The following is a 21,454-nucleotide window of genomic DNA, read 5'->3' on the forward strand; positions in this document are numbered from 1 at the left end:
GAAAGGAGCTTGTACCTATTCGGCAAGGGGTAGCTCGATGGTGTGCGAGGTGTGCGAGGCCTTCGTCGCCAGGTAACGGACGTTCGCCGAGGACATGTGCACGCCGGTCGGGATCCGCTGGGTGACGTCGATCCCGTACGCCGCGAGCTGCACCGCCTTGTCCGGGTTGTTGCTGAGCAGCCGCACCCGGTCGGCCCCCAGCGCCAGCAGCATCTGCGCGGCGGCGGCGTAGTCCCGCTCGTCCTCGCCCCGGCCGAGCGCTACGTTCGCTTCGTACGTGTCGAGCCCCGCGTCCTGCAGCGCGTAGGCGTCGAGCTTGGCGTACAGCCCGATACCGCGGCCCTCCTGGCGCAGGTAGAGCAGGAACCCGCCCTGGTCGGCGATCCGCTCGACCGCCTCGCGCAGCTGCGGTCCGCAGTCGCAACGCTGGCTGCCGAAGACGTCCCCGGTCAGGCACTCGCTGTGCGGCCGGACCAGCGGCGCCCGCCCGCCGGCCGCCGATTTGGTCAGCGCGCGCTGCCAGTCGCCGAGGCCCAGGGCCAGGTGCTCCTTGCCGTCCACGAGACCGTCGAAGGTCATCACCCGTGCGCTGGTGGTGTACCCGTCACTGAAACGGAGCGGAACGGTCACCTGCTGTCGCACTGTGGCCTTTTCCATGGATATCGGTCCTCCTCCTAGGATCCCCGCCGATTTATGCCCGCCGCCGAGGTAGCCGCAACGCAACAGATTGCGAACGTGCTTGTCATCGTCGCTCGGATTATCTTGGACGCAACTGTTCGACCGGGGTGACGATCGTCGCTCGACTGGAGGCGTCATCGGTGGGCGAGCGTCCTTACACTTTGCTGAGCTGCGGCATGTCGATCGACGGCTACCTCGACGACGCCGCCCAGGACCGGCTGCTGCTGTCGAACGACGCCGATTTCGACCGGGTCGACGAGGTCCGGGCCGGCTGCGACGCGATCCTGGTCGGCGCGGCCACCATCCGGCAGGACGACCCGCGCCTGCTGGTGCGCTCGCCGGAGCGCCGCGCGCTGCGGGTGGCGCGCGGCCAGCGGCCGCACCCCCTGAAGGTCACGGTCACCGGCAGCTGCGACATCGACCCGGGCGCCCGCTTCTTCGCCCTCGGCGACGTGGAGAAGCTCGTCTACTGTGCCACCGCGAGCGTCGAGGACGCCCGCAAGCGGCTCGGCGACGTCGCGACGGTCATCGACGGCGGCGACCCGGTCGACCTCGGCCGCGTGACGTCCGACCTGGCGAGCCGGGGCGTCCGCCGGCTCATGGTCGAGGGCGGCGGCACCATGCACACCCAGTTCCTCACGTCCGGCCTCGTCGACGAGCTGCAGCTGGTGGTGGCGCCCTTCTTCGTCGGCGACTCGCGGGCGCCGCGGTTCGTCGGCGACGGCGAGTTCCCATGGGGCCCGGGCCATCGGGCCACCCTGGCCGAGGTGCGGCAGATCGGCGACGTGGTGCTGCTGCGCTACGCCCTCTCGGAGCGGTTCGGGGACTGACACCAGGGGATCACGCGCCCGTGCGGGCGAGCTCACGCTGCTGCTGCGGTGCCACGTAGGCCGGCACGGCGGGGGAGACGGGGGCCACCGCGCGTACGGTGTGGGCCACCGTGAGCGGGCGCACCGCCCGCACCAGCACGACGATCGCGCCCGGCAGCGCCGCCACGAAGGCGAAGACGCCGTAGACGACGGCGGTGGTCAGGCCCTGGGTGGCGCTCAGGCCGGCGGCGCCGAACGCCCACGCGGTCACCGCCTCGCGCGGACCCCAGCCCCCGATGTTCACCGGCAGCGACATCGCCAGCAGCGCCAGCAGCATCAGCGGCGCCAGCCGGGTCAGCGAGGCCGGCGATCCGGCGGCGCGGGCGGCCACCACGAACGTCGCGAGGTGCCCGGCCAGGACCACCGTCGAGGCCAGCGTGATGCCGGGCCAGTTGCGGCGGGCGAGCAGGCCGGTGCGGATCTCGGCGATCCCGGTGCGGACGCCGGCCGCCAGCTTCGAGCCGCCCTGCCGCAGCTTGCGGCAGGCCAGAAGGACCAGGACCGCGGCCGCGGCGAGGCTCGCGGTGACGACGACGGCGGCGACGGCGCCGTGCTGCTCGAGCAGGGAGAGGACCGGCGACGGTACGGTGAGGAGCACCGTCACCCCCACGCCGATGAGCACGATCTGACCGGCCGTCCGCTCGAGCACGACCGCGCGCACGCTCTTGGCCACATCGCCCTCGTCCCGGCCGTGCTTGACCGCCCGGTCGACGTCGCCGAGCACGCCGCCCGGCAGCGCCGCGTTGAGGAACAGCGCCTTGTAGTAGTCGGCGATCGCGGCCCGGATCGGCAGCCGCATCCCGAGGCCGCGCGCGACCAGGCACCACCGCCAGGCGCTGAACACCGTGGTGGTCACCCCGATCAGGAACGCGGCGACGAGCGCGGGCCCGTCGATCACGCGCAGCCCGTCGAGGAACGCCCCGGTGCCGAGCCGCCACAGCAGCACCGCGATGATCCCCGCTCCGCCGAGGAGCCGGAGCCATGGCCAGATCGATCGCGTCACGTCGAGAGTCCCCTCTGTTTGCCCGTCTTCCCCTAGTACGCCGGGACGGGCACAAAGGGTTCAGCCGAAGATCGCCAAAAGATCCACATGTCCGACCGTGGCCGTCGGCACGGATTCCCGCCGGTTCGCACGATAACCGTCGAGCCGCAGGTCAGGTCGCTGTTCGGCGGCGGCGCCGGTCCATCCGGCGAGCCACTCGGCGGTGAGCGCGGCGAGGTCCGGCCCGAGCCGCCACGGACTCTCCCGGGTGATCACCGTGGCGCCCGCCTTCTCGAACGCGGCCCGCGCCGCCTCGGGGGCGTCCGGCCCGAGCAGCCGCCGCCCGGCCACGACCCGCCGCTGGTGCTCGTTGAAGGCGTCCCGCACGGCCGCGTCCTCGGGCAGCGCCGGGTCGAGCGTGACCTCGCCCGCGACCGAGAGGGTGAACAGCGCGCTCGTCCGCGAATCCGCGCAGACCTGGGCCAGCTCGCCCACCTCCCCGGCGGTGAGCAGGTCGAGCAGTGCCGAGCAGGTGACCAGGTCGGTCCCGGCCAGGTCGGCCGCGGTCAGCTCGGTGACGTCGCCGAGCGCGGTCTCCACCGTGACCGCCGGGAACGGCATGTGGGCGGCGGCGTACTCGAGCAGCGCCGGGTCCCGGTCCGCCATGATCCAGTGCTGCGGCCCGTCCAGCTGCGGCGCGAGCCAGCGGCCCATCGAGCCGGTGCCGCAGCCGAGGTCACGGATGGTCCGCACCGGCCCCGGCAGCAGCGCGACGAGCTCCCGGCTGCGGGCCGCGGCATCGGCCGGTTCCCGCAGCGTGAGCCACGATTCGCTGAACTCTCCGGTCATGCGTCGAGCACCTCACTCAGTCGTCGTGCCGTGTCGTGCCAGGTCGGAAGGGTGCCGCGCCGGGCGCGCGCGGCGGTGCGCAGCCGCTCGCGCTCGCCGGCGTCGGTGAGCCAGGTGCGCAGGGCGCCGGCCAGGGCCGGCACGTCGTCCGGCGGGACCAGCAGGCCGGGTCGCTCACCGTTCGGCGCGACCCCGAGCGCCTCGGAGACGCCGCCCACGTCGGTCGCGATCACCGGGAGCCCGCGGGCCAGCGCCTCGGTGACGACCATGCCGTAGGTCTCCGCGCGGGACGGCAGGACCAGGAGATCCGCTTTCCCGTACGCCGAGTCCAGCGCCGTCCCCTGCAGCGCACCGGCGAATCGGATGTTCTGGTGGCGGTGGGCGACGGGTTTGATCAGGGCCCCGGCGAAGGTGCAGGTCCACCGCAGGTCGGCCAGGTGCTCCTCGAGTGCGGCCACCAGCAGGTCCTGGCCCTTGCGCGGGCTCACCGCCGCGACGCAGAGCAGCCTGGATCCGGATCTGTCGGGCGGCGAACACTCGGCGGGCGATACGCCGGGCTCGACCACCCACACGCGGCCGTGCGCCGCGCCGCCCGCACCCTCTCCGGCGCCGGCGGGCGGCAGATCGTGCATGTCGGTGATGCGGCGGGCGGCGGCCCGGCTGGTCGCGATCACCTTCGTGGCCATGTGCAGCGTCGTGCGCTCGCGGTTGCGCCGGGCGGCGGCCTCGGCGGGGGCGAGACCGGTCTCGTCGCTCAGCGGCAGGTGCACGAGAACCGCGATCCGCAAGCGATGCCGATGCGGCTGGAGAATCTCGGGAACGCCACACCCGACCAGCCCATCGACCAGCACGTCGGCCTTGTCGGGGATGTCCGACAAGGCCCGGGCCAGCGCGTCGCGAGCCGGTGCGGCCGGGGACGGCCAGTCGCCGGGCACGGCGATCTCGTGCACGTCCCGCGCCGGGACGTCCGGCCCGTCACCGGCCGTGAGCAGGTTGAGGACGATCCGGTCGTACCGGTTGCCCCCGCTCGGCGCCGCCGGGTCGTCGACCGTGCCCGGCAGCACCGCCCACAGCGGAGAGCTCACAGATCGCGCTCGTACGAGGCCCACGCGATGTGCGACTCGTGCAGCGTCACCGCGATGCCGGTCAGGCCGGCCGCGCCTGCGCCCAGGTCGCCCGCGGCCGCCTTCGCCGCCAGCCGGTCGGCGATGACCTTGGCCAGGTACTCCGTGGACGTGTTGACGCCCCGGAAGTCGGCCTCGTCGTCGAGGTTGCGGTAGCTCAACCCGCCGCAGATCGCGTGCAGCTCCTCGCTCGCGCGGCCGATGTCGACGACGATGTTGTCGTCGTCCAGCTCCGGCCGGCGGAAGGTCGCGTCCACCACGAAGGTGGCGCCGTGCAGCTTCTGGGCCGGTCCGAAGACGTCGCCGGAGAAGCTGTGCGCGATCATGATGTGGTCACGGACGGTGACGCTGAACAAGGTGACTACTCCTCGGGTCGGTCGATCGCGTGCTCGGGATAGTCGATCACATGGCAGAGGGCGGGAAGGCTACCCGCCGCGAGCCGGGCCAGCACGTCCGGCAGCTCGTCGAACGGCGAACGGCCGGTGACCAGCGCCTCGAACGCCGGGTTGCGGAGCAGGTCGAGCGCGAGCGCCAGCCGGTCACCGAAGGTCCGCCGGCGGCCGGGGACGATACCGCCGACCTGACTCGAGCGCACGGTCAGCCGCCGGGAGTGGAAGAACTCGCCGAGCGGCACGCTCACCTGCTTGTCGCCGTACCAGCTGAGCTCGACGACCGTGCCCTCGGCGGCCAGCAGCCCGAGCGACGTGCTCAGCCCGGCCGAGGTGGCGCTGGCGTGCACGACGATGTCGCAGTCGCCCCGTGCGTCCTCCGGCCGGGCGAAGGGCACCCCGATCGCGGCGGCCAGGGCGGCCCGGGTGTCGTCGACGTCGACGAGCTGCACCCGTACGCCGGGAATGGCCGTCGCGATGGCCGCGACCGACGCGCCCACCATGCCCCCGCCGACCACCGCGATCCGGTCGCCGATCCGCGGCGCCGCGTCCCAGAGCGCGTTGACCGCGGTCTCCACCGTGCCCGCGAGCACGGCGCGGTGAGCGGGCACGTCGTCCGGCACCACGGTGACCGCGCTCGCCGGGACGGTATATCGGGTCTGATGGGGGTAGAGACAGAACACGGTCCGGTGCAGCAGCTCGGCCGGACCCTGCTCGACCACGCCGACGTTCAGGTACCCGTACTTCACCGGGGCCGGGAAGTCGCCCTCCTGGAACGGCGCTCGCATGTGCGGCCACTGGCTCTCCGGCACCCGGCCGGCGAAGACGAGCGTCTCGGTGCCGCGGCTGACCCCGGTGTGCAGCGTGCGCACCAGAACCTCGTCACGAGCCGGCGCCGGCACCCGCTCGGCGCGGATCTCGCCCCGCCCGGGGGAGGCGATCCAGAACGCCCGTGCGTCACCCGACATGGCGCTGTCTCCTCACATGCTGAACCGATCGTCGCCACGGCGCGTGTTAAGCGCTGACGGCGTGTGTTTCGCGCTGACGCGGCAACCCTACGCAAATGATCTTGCAATGGAGGCACGGTGACACTCGCAGCCACCCCGGCGGCGCCCACGCGCGGACCGATGACCGGCCTGACGTCCCAGCTCCTGCTGCTGGCGGCGCTGGCCGTGACGGTCGGTCTCACCCCGGCGGGTCTCGCCGCCGGCGCCGTGTACGGCCTGGTGCTCTGCGGCCTGCTCGCGACCGGCCTCCAGCGCCACGGCATGCGCACCATGGGCCCGGCGAACGTGGTCACCTTCAGCCGCGCGATCCTGGTCGGCGGCGTGACCGCCCTGGTGGTGACCTCGTTCAGCCACCCGGTCAGCACGCCCGCCCTGGTCGCGGTGGCCGGTGTGGCACTCGCCCTCGACGGCGTCGACGGCCAGGTCGCCCGCCGCACCGGCAGCACCACCGCCCTCGGCGCCCGTTTCGACATGGAGATCGATGCCTTCCTCATCCTGGTCCTGAGCGTGTACGCCGGGGACCGTTTCGGCTGGTGGACGGTGGCTCTGGGCGCCTACCGCTACCTCTTCGTGGCGGCGTCCTGGGCCGCGCCCTGGCTGAACGCCGCCCTGCCGTACCGCTTCTCGCGCAAGGTCGTGGCCGCCCTCCAGGGCGTCGTGCTGGCCCTGGTGACCGCTCACCTGCTGCCGGAGACGCTGGCAACGGCCGCGCTCGTGGTCGCCCTGGTCAGCCTGACCTGGTCGTTCGGCCGCGACACGATCTGGCTCCACAAGGCCTCCCGGGTCCGCGCCGCGGCGCGCCTGCGCTGGTCGGCGGCGGCCCCGCAGCCGGTGCTCCAGGCAGTCGCCTGACCCGCCCCGGCGGACCGGCGCTCAAGCGACCCGCGCTATTCGGTCCGGCGGCGGGGCCGGCACCGCCCCCGGATGGAGGATCGCCGCTATCGCCTCCACGCCGTCGACCAGGCGCGGGCCCGGGCGGACCACCAGGCCGTCCCCGTCGATAGCCCACACGTCGGCCCCGGGGAAGTGCGGGACCACGGCCTTCGCCTGCTCGCGGGCGCCGTCCAGGTGGAAGCCGCACGGGGTGACCAGAACCACCTGCGGATCTTCGGCGGCCAGCTCGGCGTACGACACCTCGATCGAGCGCAAGCCCCCGCGAGCCGCCACCGGATCGCCGCCCGCCGCCGTCACCAGGTCGGGCACCCAGTGCCCGGCGGTGAACGGCGGATCGACCCACTCCACCACCGCCACCCGCGGACGGGGCCGCCCCGCGACCGCCGCCGCGACCCGGTCCAGCCGCCCGCGCAGTCCCGCGACCAGCGCCGCCGCCCGCCCGGGAACCCCCGCGGCCGCGCCCACCTCGAGGAACGTGCCCAGCACCTGCTCCAGCGAGTAGGGATCGAGGGAGAGCACGTCGGCGCGGCAGCCGAGATGGTCGAGGGCCTCGCCGACGTGATCCGAGGGCAGCGCGCAGACCCGGCACAGATCCTGCGTGAGGATCAGATCGGGCTCGAGGCCGGCCAGCGCCCCGGCGTGCAGCGTGTAAAGATCTCCGCCCGCCGACATCTGCTCCTTGACGTACCGATCGATCTCGGCCGGCGACATGCCGCGCGTGTCGCGGCCGCCGACCACCACCGTCTTCTCCTGACGGGCGCGTGGCGGCTCGTCGCACTCGAAGGTCACGCCGACGAGGTCGTCGCCGAGGCCGAGCGCGTAGACGATCTCGGTGGCGGAGGGAAGCAGGGATACGAGGCGCATGCCGACATCCTGCCCGGCGGCCGCGCGGTCGGCCTCCTCCCGCGGACAGGTTTGCTTTCGTCCTGGAGACCGGGCGGGCGCTCGTTCTTCTGGCCGATCGGCCGAAAGGCGTAGGAACGACAGACGATTCGGTCCGCGGAGGGATGCGCGCGGGGAGCGGAGACACGATTCTCGTGAGCATGACAACGGCACCGCTCGCGCACACCGACGTGATCGTCCTCGACTACCTCGCGGCGCTCTGGGCGCAGAGCGAAGACCTGTCGCCCGAGCTGCGCGACCAGCTCATGCACACGGTCGCCGACTACATCTCGGCGCGCCGGGCCGCCGCCACCAGCCCGCTCGACGACGCGGCCGCGATCATCACCCGGTTGGGGCCGCCGGAGTCGCTGGTCGACGCGGCCCGGCGCGGGCAGATCCCGCCGCACATCCGGCTGCCCGCGCTCATCCCACCACCGCCGGTGCCGGCCTCGCTCGGGCCGGCCGGCGGCGCCGCCGAGTACGTGGCGGTCGGCATGCTGACCGTCGGCTCGCTGATCGTGCCGGTCGTCGGCCCGGTCGCCGGCATGCTGCTGGCCAGCGCGTCGCCGCACTTCACGCCGGCCGAGAAGGCGATCGGCTGGACGCTGACGGCGGGCTCGGCGGCCGCGGGCGCGGTCCTCACGCTGTTCTTCGCGACCCTGCCGTTCCACACCAGCGCCGCGCTGCTGCTGATCTACCTGGTCATGTGCGGCGGGGCGTTCGCGGCCGGGATGAGCCTGCTCAACGCGCTGAGGCGGCGCGGTCAGGCCGGCTGACGACCCCGCGCGGCCTGCCCGATGATCTCGTCGATCACCAGCGACCAGACCGCCGCCGGGGGGAACTCGTGGCCGACGCCCTCCAGCCAGACCAGGCGCGCGCCCGGGATCTCGGCCGCCAGCGCCTCCGCGAGCGACGACGGCATCAGCGGGTCGAGGGTGCCGTGCAGGATCAGCGTCGGTGCGGTGATCGAGCCGAGCTTGCGGCCGAAGGCGGGACCGCCGGGGCAGCACCAGTGGTTGAGCTGGCTGGCGGCCATGTCGCGGGTCCGGTCGAAGACGCGCTCGGCGAGGCGGCGCAGGTGCGGCTCGTCGGCGGTGAACGGCCCGCCGAGCTCGCGGGCGGTCGCGATCAGGCGGTCGACGGAGGCCCGCCGGTTCGACCAGTCCGGCATGCTGCGGGGCGCGACCGGGCCGTCGGGGCCGGGGTCGCACGGCCCCGCGCAGGCGGCGATCAGGGTCAGCGACAGCACCCGGTGCGGGCGCTCGATCGCGATCCGCTGGGCCAGCGCGCCACCCATCGACATCCCGACCACGTGCGCCCGGTGCACGCCGAGCGCGTCCAGCACGCCGAGCGCGTCGTGGGCGAGGTCCACCCCCGTGTACGGCGGCGCGCCCACCGGGAACGAGGTCGACCGGCCGGTGTCGCGATGGTCGTAGCGGATCACGTACCGCCCGTTCGCGGCCAGCCGGCGGCAGAACTCGTCCTCCCACCAGTCCATCGCGCTGGCCCCGCCGGCGATGAGCAGCACGGCCGGGTCGCCCGGCTCGCCGAACGTCTCGACGCAGAGCTCGATGCCGTTGACCGGCAGGGTGGAGGCCACCATCTGCTCATTGTCCGGCATCCCATTTGACCGGCGGGTTAAATCACGGTCTCTTGTCGAGCGCGTTCGCGACGAAGTCGAAGGCGGCCGGCAGGCACCGCGACCAGTACCCGAAGTTGTGCCGCCCGTCCGCGTACCCGCCCGCCCGGGGCGGCTCCGGCAGCCTGCTCTCCAGGTCACGCACGGTGCCGTAGAGGGCGTCCTGCCTGCCGCACCAGAGGCCGACCGGCGTGCCGCGCAGCAGCCGGGTCGCGCCGGTCACGTCGTCGTCCGGCCGCACCGCCGGGGAGAACGCGGCGACCGCCTCGACGAAGCCCGGGAACGCCTCGGCCAGCAGCAACGCGCCGTAGCCGCCCATCGACCACCCCCACGCGGCCATCCGCCCGGTGTCGAAGCCGCGCTGCCGGCACCACACCGGGATCTCCTCGTGCACCAGCCGCTGGGGGTCGTCGCCGCCGCTGGGCCGCCAGGCGAGACGGCCGCCGTCCGCTCCGGCCAGCACGAACGGGGGCAGCCCGCGGCGTACGGCATCGGTCAGGAACCGGCCCAGGCCGAGCGCGGCGTAGTCGTCGGGCGTCTTCGAGCCGCCGTGCAGCACGAGGCAGACCGGCAGCCCACGCCCGTCGCCGTAGCCGGCCGGGACCGCGGTGTAGAAGCCGACGGTCCGCCCGCGCGCCGCCGACCAGCGATGCTCCAGGTGCTCCTCGCCCGGCGGCGCGTCCGGGATGACCGGTTCGGACTCAGCCTTTCGGGCGCGGTAACCGGCTATGCCGACATACCCGGCCAACGCGACGCCGCCGGCCAGCAAGATTCGTCGTCTCATCGCCCCCACAACGGTGATATGTCCGGTGGCGTGACGTTTCTAGGCTCGTCCCATGCGCGGGTGGGTGGTATCGGTGGTCGCGCCGGCGCTTCTCGTCGCCGGCTGCGGCGCCCCCTCGCACGCCCACGCCGCCCCGGTGCCCACCCCCGCCGTGATCACCCGCTCGGCGTTCTTCTCCCGGGGCGCGGGCCGTCCGTTGCCGACGACCGTCTGGTCGCTCGCGGGCATGACCGGGCGGCACCCGGTGGTGATCTTCAGCCACGGTCTCGGCGGGCTGCCGGCCCAGTTCGCGCCGATCGCCTCGACCTGGGCCGCGGCCGGCTTCGTCGTGGTGGCGCCGGCCTATCCGCACACCAACGGCAAGGTCAAGATCGATCCGGCCGACGTACGCCGTCAGCCCGCCGACGCCCTGGTCGTGCTGCACGAGATCTTCCGCGCGCCGGCGACGTGGCACGCCGACCCGTCCCGCATCCTCGCCGTCGGCTTCTCGGCCGGCGGGACGACGACGCTCGGCCTGCTGCGGGCGGGGCATCTCCCCGGCCTGCGCGGCGCCGTCTCGGTGGCCGGCCGCCGGCCGTCGTCGGCCTTCGGCGGCGCCCCGGTCCCGGTGCTGTTCCTGCACGGCGACCGCGACCCGACCGTGCCGATCGCGGCCGGCCGGCAGGCCTACGCCGCGGTCCCGCCGACGTGGAAGAAGACGTTCGTCGTGATTGCGGGCGGCCGGCACGGCGACTACCTGTACCCGGGTAACGCCGCCTACGAGCAGGTCTCGGCCCGGATCCTCGACTTCCTGCGGACTTCTTAGCACTTTCACCCAGAGTGGTTCGCGCGGCGGGAAAGACTCGACCGTTCGGCCAGCTCAACACCGAAAGTAATCATGACTAGATTGCTTCGGTGCACCTCACACACGTACTCATGTCGGCGGCCGTTACGGTAAGTGTTGCCGGCGTTTCTTACTCTGCGTTCAACCCGGATCATGCCGAGCGGGAGGCCCGCGAGGTCGCGGCCGCCGCCACGTGCCGCACGGTCGACTCGGCGATCGTGGCCTACGTGGCGCTGCACGACGCGCCCCCGGCGGCGATCGGCGACCTGGCCGGCTTCGTGAAGGGCGACATCACCGCGTACCGGATCGTGGGTGGGGTGGCCGCGGGTCCCGGCTGCTGATCCTCCCGGCGACCGCGTGTTTGCGCCCGGTTGATGTGATGAACAACCGGACACGTCATGATCGCGAAGGGGGACCTGCGGGTGGAAGCCGGGCGGACCGTGCAGGATGGGCTGGTGGAGACCGACCTGCAGCTGGCGCAACGCGCCGTGATCACCGGGGCGGCCGTGGCGTTGCCGCACTTCAGCGCCCTGGCCGACCTGCCGCGGGAGCTCAAGGCCGACGGGTCGGTGGTGACCGCGGCGGACCGGGCGGTGGAGGCGGCGATCCGGGACGTGCTGAGCACGGCGAGGCCGGACGACGCGATCCTCGGTGAGGAGGAGGGCGAGACCTCGGCCGGCGCGCGACGGCGGTGGATCATCGACCCGATCGACGGCACGGCGCTGTTCGTCGACGGGGACGACCGCTGGCTGATCCTGCTGGCCCTGGAGGAGGACGGCGAGGTCGTCGCCGGCGTCGCGGCGCACCCGGCACAGGGCAGCGTCTTCTGGGCGTCGTGCGGCGAGGGCGCGTACGAGGGCCGCATCGTCGGCGGCCGCGTGGTCGCCGCGACCCGGCTGCACGTGGCCCGCGGCACCGACGAGATCGAGGAGAGCCGGTTCGCGGCGGTGCCGGAGACGTGGGCGCCGCACCTGACCGGGCCGATCAAGGAGCGCACGCCCGCCCGGCCGTGGACCGTGCACCCCGGGTTGCTGGTGGCGCGGGGCGATCTCGACCTGGCCCTGCAGACCGGCGGGCAGATCTGGGACTTCGCGGCCACGTCGCTGATCCTGACCGAGGCCGGCGGATCGTTCGGCGGCCTGTCGGGCAGCACCCGCCCGGCTCCGGGGGCATCGCTCTACGCGCGCAGCGATGCGTTGCGGCTGGCGACGCTGGAGCTGCTCGCCGACGTCCAGCAGCCGGTCTAGCCGGTCCGCTCACGAGGATTGTCGCCAGGCCAGGTAGAAGGCGGCCAGACCGGCCAGCGAGAGCGCGATGCCGATGATCCCGAAGACGCGGCCGACCAGCGCGGACGTCACCCGCGGTCCGCCGTCCGCCGGCCCTGCGGTGCGGCCGGCGACAACGGCCAGCACGCCCAGGACCAGCCCGATCCCGCACATCGACATCGGCACCGACGCGATGCCGAGGATCAGCGCGATCCGCCCGGTTCCCGATCTCTCCGGGGCGCCCGCGCTCACCGGTTCCTTCCACGCGTACGCCGGGGGCAGATCGGAGACCTGCAGGCGCAACTGCGAGGCGTAGCCGGCGCTGCCGACCGCCGCCACCCGGGCGTCGTACTCGCCGACCGGCAGTACCCCGGCCTCGTACGCGTTGCCGAGCAGGCCGAGCACCTGGGTGCGCTCGGCGTGCCCGACCCGGCGGTCCCTCACCGCCGGGTCCGGCCGGTGGCTTCTACCCTGCCCACGATCGGCAAGGTAACCCGCCGCCCACCGCCCGCGTGGCCGGTTCGCGGAAGTCAGCCGGCCGGCGCGTGCAGCGTGATCGTCGTCCACGCCCCCACGTGCACCTCGTCCCCGTCCTTCAGCGAGCGCGTCTGTCCCGCGGTCAGCGCCTGCTGCTCGTCGTTGACGTACGTCCCGTTCGTCGAGCCCAGGTCGGACACCAGCCACACCCCGTCGACGCTGAGCGTCAGCAGCGCATGGTTGTGCGACACGCCGGGGTCGGAGTCGGACAGGTCGATCTCCGGGCTGGTTCCCTTCGACGTGCTCCGCCGCCCGATCCGCACCTGCGGCGCCGGCAGGTCGACCGTGCTCGACGGGGCGCCGGCCGGGAACTCGACCCCCTCGATCGCGTTGTCCTCGAAATACTTGCGGTCCACCGCGATCGTCGCCGTCCACTGCCCGGCGACCGGGGTGACGGCCACCGGGGGAGCGGACAGCGTCGGCACCTTGCCGGTGCTGTGGTCGTACCCGCAGTCCTCGCAGAACCGGCTCCCGCCCGCCCGCGGCGCCCCGCAGTTCGGGCACGGCTCCCCGGCCGGGGCCGCGGCCGGCGCCGCGGCCACCGGCGCCGGGGCGGTCGTGGCGGCACCGGGCGCGCTGACCGCACCCGTGCCGCCGATCTTCGCCCCGCACTCGTCGCAGAAGTCGGCCTCGCCCGACGCGTGCCCCTTCGGGCAGGTGTAGGTGGTCACTGCGACCGCCCGACCCGCACCGTCTTGGTCGAGCGGGTGTCGAGGGCCATCTCGTCCGCCGCCTCGACCTTGCGCCGTAGCCGCACCGTGCCGGTCGCCGCGTCCTCGATCTCGACCACCGTGGCCAGCAGCTCCTCGGTCGCCTTGTTGCCGCTGGCGTGGGCGAGCTGCGCGGCCCGGCCGAACTTGATCGTGGCGGTACGGTCGTCGCCGGCCTTGCGCGCCTCGATGCCGGCCTGGATCGTCTCGGCCAGCTCGGCCTGCCCGGTGTAGTGCGCGACCTGCCGGTTGATCCGGGTGGACAGCGCCGTGTCCTCGGTCCACACCGCCCGGACCAGCGCCTGCGCGTGCACGGTGTCGCCCTCCACGACCGACACCCGGGCCGCCAGCATCTCGTCGCCGGCCGCGCCCGGCGCCACGTCGACGCAGACGTGGTAGTCGCGGCTCTCGGCGCCCCACGACCCGAGCGGGTAGCGCCCGGCCCGCGGCCCGTCCTCGGCCCGCTTGCCGGTCAGGTCCATCACCTCGGGCTCGACCTGCTTGACGAAGCGCACCTTGGCGTTGACCGGCGTCCACACCTTGAGCTGCACGTCGGCGCTGGTCTTGCCCATCGCCTTGGTCATCATCTGCTCGAACGCGGCGGTGAGCCCGGACGGCTGGGCCACGATGTCCACGGTGCCGAGCAGGGCTTCGGCGATCTTGCGGAGCTCGGAGACCTTCCAGTTCACCCCGACGCCGCGGCAGTCGCAGGTGAACTTGCCGGCGATCGAGTCGAGCACGTTCTCCAGGTAGCCCTGGCGCTCGCCGTTGTCGCCGTCGGTCAGCAGGATGGCGTGCGCGATGTCGCCCGGCCGCTGCGCGAACAGCTGCGCGGCGAGCAGCAGCCACGCGCCCATCGCCGTGCCGCCGCTGGCCTGCAGCCGGTCGATCGAGCGGATCGCCTCGGCCCGCGACTGCGGCGAGGCGACCGCGAGCTGGCCGGGCGCCGGGAACAGCTGCTGGGCGGTGCTGACGCCGGCGATGATCGCGAAGTTGACCCCGTCGTCGATGCAGTCGACGGCGGCCTTCGCGGCCTGGCGGGCGGCGCTGATCCGGCCCTCGGCCTGCATCGACCCCGACGCGTCCACGATGATGATCTCGGTGGCCCCGGAGGTGCGCCGGCCGCCCTCGGCGCCGGACGAGGTGACCGTGATGATCGCGTTGACCTCGGTCGCGCCCAGGGCGAGGAACTCGTTCTGGAAGGCCTCGGCGGTATACGGCATTCCTACTCCTTGACTGCGTCGGCGGACGAGACGGGTACGAGGGCGACGGTGATGTTGTCGGCGCCGCCCTCGCCGTTCGCGAAGTCGGCCAGCGCGCGCGCCGCCTCGATCAGGGTGCCGTGCGCGCGCAAGCTCGCCCGCACCGTGTCCGCGAACGCCCCCGGGTCGGTGAGGTAGTTCCACAACCCGTCGCTGCACAGCACCAGATGACCGGCGCCGACCACGGTGAAGGCGGCGGTGCGCGGCAGCACCGGGGCGGCGTCGGCGCCCAGCCAGGCGGTGATCGCGTGCGCCTTCGGGTCGCGCATGGCGGCCTCCGGGTCGGCGCCCATCGCGATCGCGTGCGTGGCCCACGAGTCGTCCTCGGTGAGCTGCTCGGCCGGCCCGTCCGGCGGCAGCCAGTACGCGCGGCTGTCGCCGACCCAGCCGATGTTCACGTCGGCGCCGCGCACGGTCGCCATCACGATCGTGCAGGCCGGGTTGGAGGCGGCCCGCCGGGGGTCGCCGCCGGTGACCAGACCGGCGACGGCGGCCTTGGCGCCGAGGATCGCGGCCGAGACGTCCGGCGACCCGGCCAGCAGCCCGCCGGCCGTGATCGCCGCCGTCTCGGAGGCGACGTCCGGATCGAACGACGCCGAGACGCCGTCGCAGACGACCACGTCGACGTCCGCGCCGCGTACGGCCAGCCACATCGCGTCCTCGTTGCGATGGTGCCGCCGCCCGCGGTCGGTCACCGCGGCCGCCACCGTGCCGCAGTCGGTCTCCAGGTGGTCGCGCGGGCGGCCGGCCAGCATGCCGCAGTTCTCGCAGTAGCCGTCGGCGGCGACCGAGCCCGGCGTGCCGCAGCTGGGGCAGGGCGCGCCGGCCGGGGCCGCCGGAGAGTCGGCGGTCTCCGACGCCAGCGGCCGGCCGCAGGCCTCGCAGAACGCCGCCCCGGCGGCGCGCTCGTCGGCGCACGAGGCGCAGTCCGTCATCGTCATCGTGCCTCGTTCCTCATGTGCGGGTCCTCGGGCGGGACGCGTTCGCGAGATCGACCAGCCGGATCTTCTCGCGGCCGTGCGCCGCCTGGGCCATCTCGCGGTAGGCGCCCTCGAGCGCGAACCGTACGTCTCTCTCGGTCACCTCGCCGCCGCGGGCCGGCCCGAGCACCGTGGCGGGCAGCGCCCGGCCGCCGGCCACCGTCCGCAGCGCCTGTTCCAGCAGCTCGGCCCGCAGGGCGGCGAGCTGGGCGGCCTCGATCTCGAGCCGCTCGATCAGGGCGGCCGCGGCGGTCAGCGAGGTCACGTCGGCGGCCGCCGACGGGTGCGCCTGCACCAGCGCGCGCACGGCGCCCACCTGCGAGGTCCGGTACGCCGAGGACGTACCCGGCACCCGGTTGTAGGCCTCGACCGCGCCGCTCCGGTCGCCCGCGCCCAGCCGGCAGCGGGCCAGCCCGGCCGCCGCGGCCGTGTACGCCGGGTCGGTGCGGCTCACCACGTCGTAGTAGCCGGCCGCGCCCGGATCGCCGGCCAGCTCCAGCGCCAGGCCCAGCGCCAGTTGCGGGGCGAGCTCGCCGGGCAGCGCCGAGTAGACCGCGTCGAACTGCTGCCGCGCGTACCCGTGCTGCCCGGTCGCCAGCGCGAGCAGCCCGTCGTACCAGGCCACCCGCCAGTCGGCGCCGTCGCCGGCCAGCAGCGCGTCCCGGGCGGCGACCGCGTTGCGGAAGTCGCCGTCGCGCGCGCCGAGGTCGATCCGGGCGCGGAACGCCCGCAGCCGCACCTCGACCGTGTCCTCGGGCGCGGTGGCCAGCAGGGTCAGCACCTCGGCCGGGTCGGTCACGGTCACCGAGGCCAGGAACGCGGCGGCCGGGTCGGTGAGGTCGATCAGCGGCGTGGGCAGGTCCTGCCAGCGGGGGCCGTTCGCGTTCAGGTCGGTGCGCAGCTCGCCGGTGAACAGCCGGGACGGCGCCGGCCGGGGGTCGCCGCCGGCCGCGAGCACCTGCCGCAGCACGCCGAGCATCTGGTCGCTCATCTCGGCCGCGTCGACGAACCGCTCGGCCGGATCGAGCCGGGTCGCCCGCAGCAGCAGCCGGTAGAACGACTCGAACTGCCGGTACACCGCGAACTCGCCGCGGTCCGGGAGGCTGTCCTTGAACGTGGTCTGGTAGCCGCGGAAGTCGGTGGTGAGGACCGCGAGCGTACGGCCGATGGTGTAGAGGTCGGACGCGATCGACGGGCCCTCGGTCGCCATCTCCGGCGCCTGGTAGCCGACGGTGCCGTAGATGGCGGCGTCCAGGTCGTCGATGTGCACGACGCCGCCGAGGTCGATCAGCTTCATCTGGTCGCCGGACTGGATCACGTTGTCCGGCTTGAAGTCGCAGAAGATCAGGCTGCGGTCGTGCAGGTAGGCGAACGCCGGCATGATCTCCAGCACGAAGGCGAGCGCCTGGTCGACCGGGATCGGGTCGGCGTTGCCGGCGTTGGCGGCCCGCCGCTTCTTGAGCATGTCCTTCAGCGACTGCCCGCCGACGTACTCCATCACGATGTAGCCGGCGCCGTCGTGCTCGACGAAGTTGTAGATCTTGACGATGTTCGGGTGCTCGACCTCGGCCAGGAACCGCCGCTCGGCCACCGCCGCGGCCAGCGCGTCCTCGTCGCCGGAGTTGAGCAGGCCCTTGAGCACCACCCAGCGGTCCGAGACGTTCTTGTCGATGGCCAGGTAGATCCAGCCGAGACCACCGTGCGCGAGCGCGCCCACCACCTCGTACTGCCCGCCGACGAGGTCGCCCTTGACCAGCTTGGGGGTGAAGTTGAACGGCTCGCCGCAGGCCGGGCAGAAGCCGGAGGTGCGCCCCTCGCGGTCGCCGCGGGACCGGCCGACCGGCTTGCCGCACTTGGCGCAGTACCGCCGCTCCTCGGGCACCTCGGCCCGGGACATGACCGCGGTGGCGGGGTCGGCCTGCACGATGGGCGCGACGTCGACCAGCCCGCCGCCGAACCGGCGTCGCGAACCGGTCCGGGAGCTGCCGCCCCGCCCGCTTCCGCCGGTACGCGTGGAGAGCGCGCCCGTCCGCTGCGACGGCGACGTGGCGGCGGTCCCACCGGCACCGCGCGGGCGGGGTGTGGTCGCCGACGCCGCCCTGCTCGCCGTCCCGGCCGCGCCGGCCGCCGGCGCCATCCCGCAGGTGTCGCAGTAGCCGTCCTCGATCGTGCCCGGACAGTTGCGTTCGCACTTCATCGGCCGTTCCTCGCGATCGTGGCGGTGAGGGCGTCCTGGTAGGCGTTGACGGCCGCGCGAGCCGCGTCGAGATCGCACGGCGCCGTGTAGAGCGCGGTGCGGGCCGCGTCGGCCAGGGGGGTGAGCTCGGCGTTCTCGGCCAGCCCACGGCGCAGCGCCTTCGCCTGGTAGGCGTCGAACCGCCCGCGCAGCTCGCCGCGGGCGGTGAGCAGCCCTTCGTTGTGGGCGGCCGCGGACCGCAGCGCGGTCAGCCGCTCCCGGGCCTGGCGCATCCAGTCGGCGAGCTTCGGGCTGATCAGCGCCCAGTGCCCGGCCGCGGCGAGCGCGTCGATGGCGGCCAGATCCGGTCCCAGCTCGGCCCGGCGCACCCCGGCGAGATCCTGCTCCCGGAACCGGTCGGCGGCGGCGTCGAGCGCCGCGTCCGCGGCGGTCCGGGCCTGGGCGATCTGCGCGAGCAGGGCGCGCGCGTCGGCGAGACGCTGGGTGAGTGCCTCCCGGAGCTCGGCGGCCGACGTGCGCTCGGCGTCGGCCCGGGCCACCAGCTCCCGTACGGCGTCCAGATCGCGCCCGTCGACACCGAGAGGATCGGTGGCGAGCGTCGCCGTGAACGCCCCGAGCCGCCGGTCCGCCTCGTCGACGGTGGCCGTGCTGCCGCCCGCCTGCCGGGTCAGCGCGCGCACGTTGTCGACCGCGGCGGCCGCGTCGGCGGCGGCCGGCAACAGCCGCTGCCACGCCTCGCCGGCCTGGACCGCGACCGTGACGGCGGTGCCGAAGGCGGCCTCCATCGCCGACAGCAGCTCGGCCGGCGAGCACGTGGTCTGCACCTGCCCGGCCCCGAGCAGCCCCCGCTGCGCGAGCGGCACGGTGGTCGTCGACAGCGTGATCGACCTGCCCAGCACCCGGTGCACGAACGCCGCCCGGTCGGCGTCGCTGAGCTTGCGCTGGTCACGCAGGGACCGGGCCTGGGCGATCACGTCGGTCAGCATGCGGTAGCCGTCCCACAGCTGCGTCAGCGCGTCGGTCGCGTCCGCCCACGCCGCCGCCGTCTTCCCGGTCAGCCTCGTCTTGTCCAGGTCCTTGCGGGCCGGGTTGTCGTCGAGGTCGACGAGGTTCGACGCGATGGCGGTCATGGCGGTCTCGAGGCGGAGCAGCTCGGCGTCGGCCGGTGCGATCGACGGAGCGGTCATCGGTACTCGGCCTTGGGTGGCGCCGGGGGCGCGCCGAAGGCACCCAGCCATTTCTTGTACGTCGCGGCCCAGGTGCCGTCGGCCCGGTTCTTCTCCAGGACGGCGTTGACGAACCGGGTGAACTCGGGATGCTCCTGCGACATCGCCATCCCGTACGGCTCCTGCGTGAACTTGGGCCCGATCACCTTCGCGTACGGGTCCTGGGCCGCCATCCCGGCCAGGATCGTGTCATCGGTCGAGATCGCGTCGACCTCGTTCTGCTGGAAGGCGACCAGGCAGTCACCGAAGGCCGGCTTCGCCACCGGGATCGGCTTGGTCGCGACGGCGCCGATGTTGTCGTACGACGTGGAGCCGGACGCCGCGCACACCCGCTTGCCGCCGAGATCCTGGATGGTCCGGGCCTTGGAGTCGCTCGAGACCAGCACCCGCTGCCCGGCCTCGTAGTAGATGCTGGAGAAGTTGACGTCCTTCCACCGGGCGCAGTTCGCCGTCATCGTGTCGGCGACGATGTCCACGCTGCCGTCCCGGGCGGAGCTGACTCTCTTGTCGTATCCGATGACCTTGATCTGAATGCGGTCCGGATCCCCGAAGATCGCCGCGGCGACCTGCCGCGCCATGTCCACGTCGAACCCCTCCACCTTGCCGGTGAACGGATTGCGCGAGCTGAACAGCAGCGTGTCCTGGCTGGTGCCGAGCACGAGCCGGCCCCGCGCCTGGATCTTGGCCATGTAACTGCCGGCGGGCATGTGCCCGGGCGCGGGCAGCGCGCCGGCCGGCCGCAGGCTCGCGCGCGGGTTGCACGATGTGTCGGGCGCGGCGTGGGCGGGCGCCGCGGCCGAGGCCGGCGGCTTGCTCGTGGTGCGCGCCAGGGGGGACGAGTCGCCGCTGCACCCGGCGAGCAGGAGCAGGAGAGCGGCCGTGCCCGCCGCGGCGAGCCTGGTGATCGCCGATCGCATCGGGTGTCGTCTCATCGGTACTCCGCCAGGCGGGCGCGGATGCCGGACACCGCGAGCACGCAGATCGCGACGGCGACGAGCGGACCGAGCACCGTCAGCACCCCGAGCCCGCGCCCGGCCGCGTCGATCTCCTCGGTGAAGGCGGCCTTGCGCTCGTCGAGGACCGACCCGATGCCGTTGGTGAGCGAGCCGAACCGCCGGCTGGTCGTGTCGCCGATCGCGACCTTCACGGCGCTCTCGTAGTCGCCGGCGTCGTCCAGCCCGCGGACCTGCTGATGAGCTCCGACGTACTGCCGGTGATCGGTCCGCGTCGCGTCCGGCAGGTAGCGGTTCTCCAGGGCCCGGGTGAGACTTTCGTCGGTGTCCTTGAAGTCCTGCTCGTAGGCGCCGCCGCTGCCGTGGGCGGCCAGCGTGAGGGCCTCGTCGCCGCGTTCCCGCAGCGCCAGGATGCGGGCCTCGGCGAGCTGGGCGGTCGGCGTCGAGCCGGTGTCCGCGGCCGTGCCGAGATGCGACTGCTGGCCGGCCAGGACGAACATCGACCCGAGTGCCAGCAGCACGGTCAGCGCGGTCGCCCCGACCAGCGGCACGTTGAAGGTGCGGCGGGTGGCCCGGCTCAGGTAGCGCTGGGCCAGCACGAGCGCCGCGATCAGGGACAGCAGCAAAACCGCGAACAGCACCGTCCAGCCGGTGCTCCGCGCGCCGGCGTAGCCGGCGTCGACCTCGCGCTGGGCGAGGCGGAACAGGCCCTGGGCCTGCGGCAGCAGCGTCTGCCGGTTGAGCTCGGACGCCGCCGACAGGTAGGAGGACCCGACCGGCAGGCCCTGCCGGTTGTCCGCCTTGGCCGTGGCGACCAGTGCCGCGTACCGGGCGACCCCCGAGCTGAGCACGCGTACCGCGGCGGCGGCCTCGCTGCCGTCGGGCGTGAGACGGGCCGCGGACGTGAGGGCGGTGGTGGCCCGGTCGAGGTCCTCGTTGTACCGGGTGGTGAGCACGGCCGGCTCGAGGCCGCCCGCGAGGAACGCCTGCGCCGCCGTGGTGTCGGCGTCGGCCAGCGCCGAGTAGATCGTCTCGGCCTGCACCAGCAGCGGCTGCGCCCGGCCGCCCAGGTCGCTCGTGCCCGACGAGGTGGCGCTGCCGGTGATGCCGGCGACCAGGCCGGCCAGCACGGCCAGGGTCAGCAGGCCACCGAGGATCAGCTGGAGCCGCCCGGGCGAGGTGTGCCGCAGGCCGGTCAGCCGTTTCAGCCCGCGTTGTCGTGCGGCGGGCGAGCCGCCGGCTGGTTCCCTCGTTACCTGCGTGCCCGGTGCTGGCCGGGCCACCAAGGCTGTGCTCAAGCTTCCTCCGTCGGGCAGGATGACCGCGCGTCCTACTGTGCGGTATCCGCGCAAGTGATCATTCCATCGCGGCCGTCCCGGCGAACGGCCGGTCGTCGCCGTGCCG

23 protein-coding genes are annotated in these 21,454 nt (G+C 73.7%); 6 read left to right on the forward strand and 17 right to left on the reverse strand.

Annotated elements, in window-relative coordinates:
• Positions 1–15 precede the first annotated feature (15 nt).
• Positions 16–657, reverse strand: coding sequence for a GTP cyclohydrolase II (locus ACQP2F_RS23310; RefSeq protein ID WP_433290602.1), 642 nt, complete (start codon positions 655–657; stop codon positions 16–18).
• Between the two features lie 161 nt (positions 658–818).
• Here ACQP2F_RS23310 and ACQP2F_RS23315 point away from each other — a divergent pair, with 161 nt between their 5' ends.
• Positions 819–1,508, forward strand: a complete 690-nt coding sequence (locus ACQP2F_RS23315; protein ID WP_433290604.1) for a RibD family protein — start codon at positions 819–821, stop codon at positions 1,506–1,508.
• A 10-nt stretch (positions 1,509–1,518) separates the two neighbouring features.
• Here ACQP2F_RS23315 and ACQP2F_RS23320 read toward each other — a convergent pair whose 3' ends face one another.
• Genes ACQP2F_RS23320 through ACQP2F_RS23340 form a run of 5 tightly spaced genes read right to left on the reverse strand, consistent with a single transcriptional unit; the run spans position 1,519 to position 5,859 of the window.
• The gene (locus ACQP2F_RS23320) at positions 1,519–2,550 is read right to left on the reverse strand and encodes a lysylphosphatidylglycerol synthase transmembrane domain-containing protein (protein WP_433290606.1); all 1,032 of its coding nucleotides are present in this window, start codon (positions 2,548–2,550) and stop codon (positions 1,519–1,521) included.
• A gap of 60 nt (positions 2,551–2,610) precedes the next feature.
• The gene (locus ACQP2F_RS23325) at positions 2,611–3,378 is read right to left on the reverse strand and encodes a class I SAM-dependent methyltransferase (RefSeq protein ID WP_433290608.1); all 768 of its coding nucleotides are present in this window, start codon (positions 3,376–3,378) and stop codon (positions 2,611–2,613) included.
• Entirely contained in the window at positions 3,375–4,463 is a 1,089-nt protein-coding gene (locus tag ACQP2F_RS23330) for a glycosyltransferase family 4 protein (RefSeq protein ID WP_433290610.1), read from the reverse strand. The genes ACQP2F_RS23325 and ACQP2F_RS23330 overlap by 4 nt, the downstream gene beginning before the upstream one ends.
• Positions 4,460–4,858: a 6-pyruvoyl trahydropterin synthase family protein gene (locus tag ACQP2F_RS23335; RefSeq protein ID WP_433290612.1), complete on the reverse strand. Its 399-nt coding sequence runs from the start codon at positions 4,856–4,858 to the stop codon at positions 4,460–4,462. The genes ACQP2F_RS23330 and ACQP2F_RS23335 overlap by 4 nt, the downstream gene beginning before the upstream one ends.
• A 5-nt stretch (positions 4,859–4,863) precedes the next feature.
• Positions 4,864–5,859: a zinc-dependent alcohol dehydrogenase gene (locus tag ACQP2F_RS23340; protein WP_433290614.1), complete on the reverse strand. Its 996-nt coding sequence runs from the start codon at positions 5,857–5,859 to the stop codon at positions 4,864–4,866.
• A gap of 117 nt (positions 5,860–5,976) precedes the next feature.
• Here ACQP2F_RS23340 and ACQP2F_RS23345 point away from each other — a divergent pair, with 117 nt between their 5' ends.
• Positions 5,977–6,750, forward strand: a complete 774-nt coding sequence (locus ACQP2F_RS23345; protein ID WP_433290616.1) for a CDP-alcohol phosphatidyltransferase family protein — start codon at positions 5,977–5,979, stop codon at positions 6,748–6,750.
• Between the two features lie 21 nt (positions 6,751–6,771).
• On the opposite strand, the gene ACQP2F_RS23350 is transcribed toward ACQP2F_RS23345, so the two are convergent.
• On the reverse strand, positions 6,772–7,656 hold the full coding sequence (locus ACQP2F_RS23350) for an ABC transporter substrate-binding protein (protein WP_433290618.1): 885 nt from the start codon (positions 7,654–7,656) through the stop codon (positions 6,772–6,774).
• 179 nt (positions 7,657–7,835) lie between these two features.
• On the opposite strand from ACQP2F_RS23350, the gene ACQP2F_RS23355 reads away from it, so the two are divergent.
• Positions 7,836–8,450 (forward strand): HAAS signaling domain-containing protein, encoded by a 615-nt coding sequence (locus tag ACQP2F_RS23355; protein ID WP_433290620.1) that lies wholly within the window; start codon positions 7,836–7,838, stop codon positions 8,448–8,450.
• On the opposite strand, the gene ACQP2F_RS23360 is transcribed toward ACQP2F_RS23355, so the two are convergent.
• Together ACQP2F_RS23360 and ACQP2F_RS23365 are read right to left on the reverse strand one after the other, a co-directional pair.
• Complete coding sequence (locus ACQP2F_RS23360) at positions 8,438–9,277, reverse strand: alpha/beta fold hydrolase (RefSeq protein ID WP_433290622.1); 840 nt, start codon at positions 9,275–9,277, stop codon at positions 8,438–8,440. The two genes, ACQP2F_RS23355 and ACQP2F_RS23360, sit on opposite strands and share 13 nt — an antisense overlap.
• 40 nt (positions 9,278–9,317) lie before the next feature.
• Complete coding sequence (locus tag ACQP2F_RS23365) at positions 9,318–10,097, reverse strand: alpha/beta hydrolase (protein WP_433290624.1); 780 nt, start codon at positions 10,095–10,097, stop codon at positions 9,318–9,320.
• Between the two features lie 52 nt (positions 10,098–10,149).
• Here ACQP2F_RS23365 and ACQP2F_RS23370 point away from each other — a divergent pair, with 52 nt between their 5' ends.
• The 3 genes from ACQP2F_RS23370 (at position 10,150) to ACQP2F_RS23380 (ending at position 12,167) form a co-directional block, all read left to right on the forward strand.
• Positions 10,150–10,902, forward strand: a complete 753-nt coding sequence (locus tag ACQP2F_RS23370) for an alpha/beta hydrolase family protein (protein WP_433290626.1) — start codon at positions 10,150–10,152, stop codon at positions 10,900–10,902.
• Between the two features lie 89 nt (positions 10,903–10,991).
• Positions 10,992–11,261, forward strand: coding sequence for a hypothetical protein (locus ACQP2F_RS23375; RefSeq protein ID WP_433290628.1), 270 nt, complete (start codon positions 10,992–10,994; stop codon positions 11,259–11,261).
• A 57-nt stretch (positions 11,262–11,318) separates the two neighbouring features.
• Positions 11,319–12,167, forward strand: coding sequence for an inositol monophosphatase family protein (locus tag ACQP2F_RS23380; RefSeq protein WP_433290630.1), 849 nt, complete (start codon positions 11,319–11,321; stop codon positions 12,165–12,167).
• A 9-nt stretch (positions 12,168–12,176) separates the two neighbouring features.
• Here ACQP2F_RS23380 and ACQP2F_RS23385 read toward each other — a convergent pair whose 3' ends face one another.
• From ACQP2F_RS23385 to ACQP2F_RS23420, 8 genes are all read right to left on the reverse strand, one after another.
• A complete protein-coding gene (locus ACQP2F_RS23385; protein WP_433290632.1) occupies positions 12,177–12,629 on the reverse strand; it encodes a DUF1707 SHOCT-like domain-containing protein in 453 nt (150 codons plus the stop codon).
• An 86-nt stretch (positions 12,630–12,715) separates the two neighbouring features.
• Positions 12,716–13,393, reverse strand: a complete 678-nt coding sequence (locus ACQP2F_RS23390; RefSeq protein ID WP_433290634.1) for an FHA domain-containing protein — start codon at positions 13,391–13,393, stop codon at positions 12,716–12,718.
• The gene (locus ACQP2F_RS23395) at positions 13,390–14,655 is read right to left on the reverse strand and encodes a VWA domain-containing protein (RefSeq protein WP_433290636.1); all 1,266 of its coding nucleotides are present in this window, start codon (positions 14,653–14,655) and stop codon (positions 13,390–13,392) included. Before ACQP2F_RS23395 ends, ACQP2F_RS23390 begins: the two co-directional genes overlap by 4 nt.
• A gap of 2 nt (positions 14,656–14,657) precedes the next feature.
• Positions 14,658–15,635 carry a protein phosphatase 2C domain-containing protein gene (locus ACQP2F_RS23400; RefSeq protein WP_433290638.1) on the reverse strand — a complete coding sequence of 326 codons (978 nt, stop codon included), beginning with the start codon at positions 15,633–15,635 and terminating at the stop codon, positions 14,658–14,660.
• 13 nt (positions 15,636–15,648) lie between these two features.
• Positions 15,649–17,871: a tetratricopeptide repeat protein gene (locus ACQP2F_RS23405; RefSeq protein ID WP_433290640.1), complete on the reverse strand. Its 2,223-nt coding sequence runs from the start codon at positions 17,869–17,871 to the stop codon at positions 15,649–15,651.
• The gene (locus ACQP2F_RS23410) at positions 17,868–19,058 is read right to left on the reverse strand and encodes a hypothetical protein (protein WP_433290642.1); all 1,191 of its coding nucleotides are present in this window, start codon (positions 19,056–19,058) and stop codon (positions 17,868–17,870) included. Before ACQP2F_RS23410 ends, ACQP2F_RS23405 begins: the two co-directional genes overlap by 4 nt.
• On the reverse strand, positions 19,055–20,029 hold the full coding sequence (locus ACQP2F_RS23415) for a glutamate ABC transporter substrate-binding protein (RefSeq protein ID WP_433290643.1): 975 nt from the start codon (positions 20,027–20,029) through the stop codon (positions 19,055–19,057). Before ACQP2F_RS23415 ends, ACQP2F_RS23410 begins: the two co-directional genes overlap by 4 nt.
• Positions 20,026–21,348 (reverse strand): hypothetical protein, encoded by a 1,323-nt coding sequence (locus ACQP2F_RS23420; RefSeq protein ID WP_433290645.1) that lies wholly within the window; start codon positions 21,346–21,348, stop codon positions 20,026–20,028. The genes ACQP2F_RS23415 and ACQP2F_RS23420 overlap by 4 nt, the downstream gene beginning before the upstream one ends.
• Positions 21,349–21,454 lie beyond the last annotated feature (106 nt).

The sequence above is a fragment of the Actinoplanes sp. CA-030573 genome (assembly GCF_050951115.1).
Lineage (GTDB): Bacteria > Actinomycetota > Actinomycetes > Mycobacteriales > Micromonosporaceae > Actinoplanes.

Excerpts from the sequence above, each read along its gene's own strand:
- ACQP2F_RS23310 (WP_433290602.1), bottom strand. The coding sequence starts at position 657 with ATGGAAAAGGCCACAGTGCGACAGCAGGTGACCGTTCCGCTCCGTTTC.
- ACQP2F_RS23325 (WP_433290608.1), bottom strand. The coding sequence starts at position 3,378 with ATGACCGGAGAGTTCAGCGAATCGTGGCTCACGCTGCGGGAACCGGCC.
- ACQP2F_RS23340 (WP_433290614.1), bottom strand. The coding sequence starts at position 5,859 with ATGTCGGGTGACGCACGGGCGTTCTGGATCGCCTCCCCCGGGCGGGGC.
- ACQP2F_RS23350 (WP_433290618.1), bottom strand. The coding sequence starts at position 7,656 with ATGCGCCTCGTATCCCTGCTTCCCTCCGCCACCGAGATCGTCTACGCG.
- ACQP2F_RS23355 (WP_433290620.1), top strand. The coding sequence starts at position 7,836 with ATGACAACGGCACCGCTCGCGCACACCGACGTGATCGTCCTCGACTAC.
- ACQP2F_RS23360 (WP_433290622.1), bottom strand. The coding sequence starts at position 9,277 with ATGGTGGCCTCCACCCTGCCGGTCAACGGCATCGAGCTCTGCGTCGAG.
- ACQP2F_RS23365 (WP_433290624.1), bottom strand. The coding sequence starts at position 10,097 with ATGAGACGACGAATCTTGCTGGCCGGCGGCGTCGCGTTGGCCGGGTAT.
- ACQP2F_RS23370 (WP_433290626.1), top strand. The coding sequence starts at position 10,150 with ATGCGCGGGTGGGTGGTATCGGTGGTCGCGCCGGCGCTTCTCGTCGCC.
- ACQP2F_RS23380 (WP_433290630.1), top strand. The coding sequence starts at position 11,319 with ATGATCGCGAAGGGGGACCTGCGGGTGGAAGCCGGGCGGACCGTGCAG.
- ACQP2F_RS23395 (WP_433290636.1), bottom strand. The coding sequence starts at position 14,655 with ATGCCGTATACCGCCGAGGCCTTCCAGAACGAGTTCCTCGCCCTGGGC.
- ACQP2F_RS23400 (WP_433290638.1), bottom strand. The coding sequence starts at position 15,635 with ATGACGATGACGGACTGCGCCTCGTGCGCCGACGAGCGCGCCGCCGGG.
- ACQP2F_RS23405 (WP_433290640.1), bottom strand. The coding sequence starts at position 17,871 with ATGAAGTGCGAACGCAACTGTCCGGGCACGATCGAGGACGGCTACTGC.
- ACQP2F_RS23410 (WP_433290642.1), bottom strand. The coding sequence starts at position 19,058 with ATGACCGCTCCGTCGATCGCACCGGCCGACGCCGAGCTGCTCCGCCTC.
- ACQP2F_RS23415 (WP_433290643.1), bottom strand. The coding sequence starts at position 20,029 with ATGAGACGACACCCGATGCGATCGGCGATCACCAGGCTCGCCGCGGCG.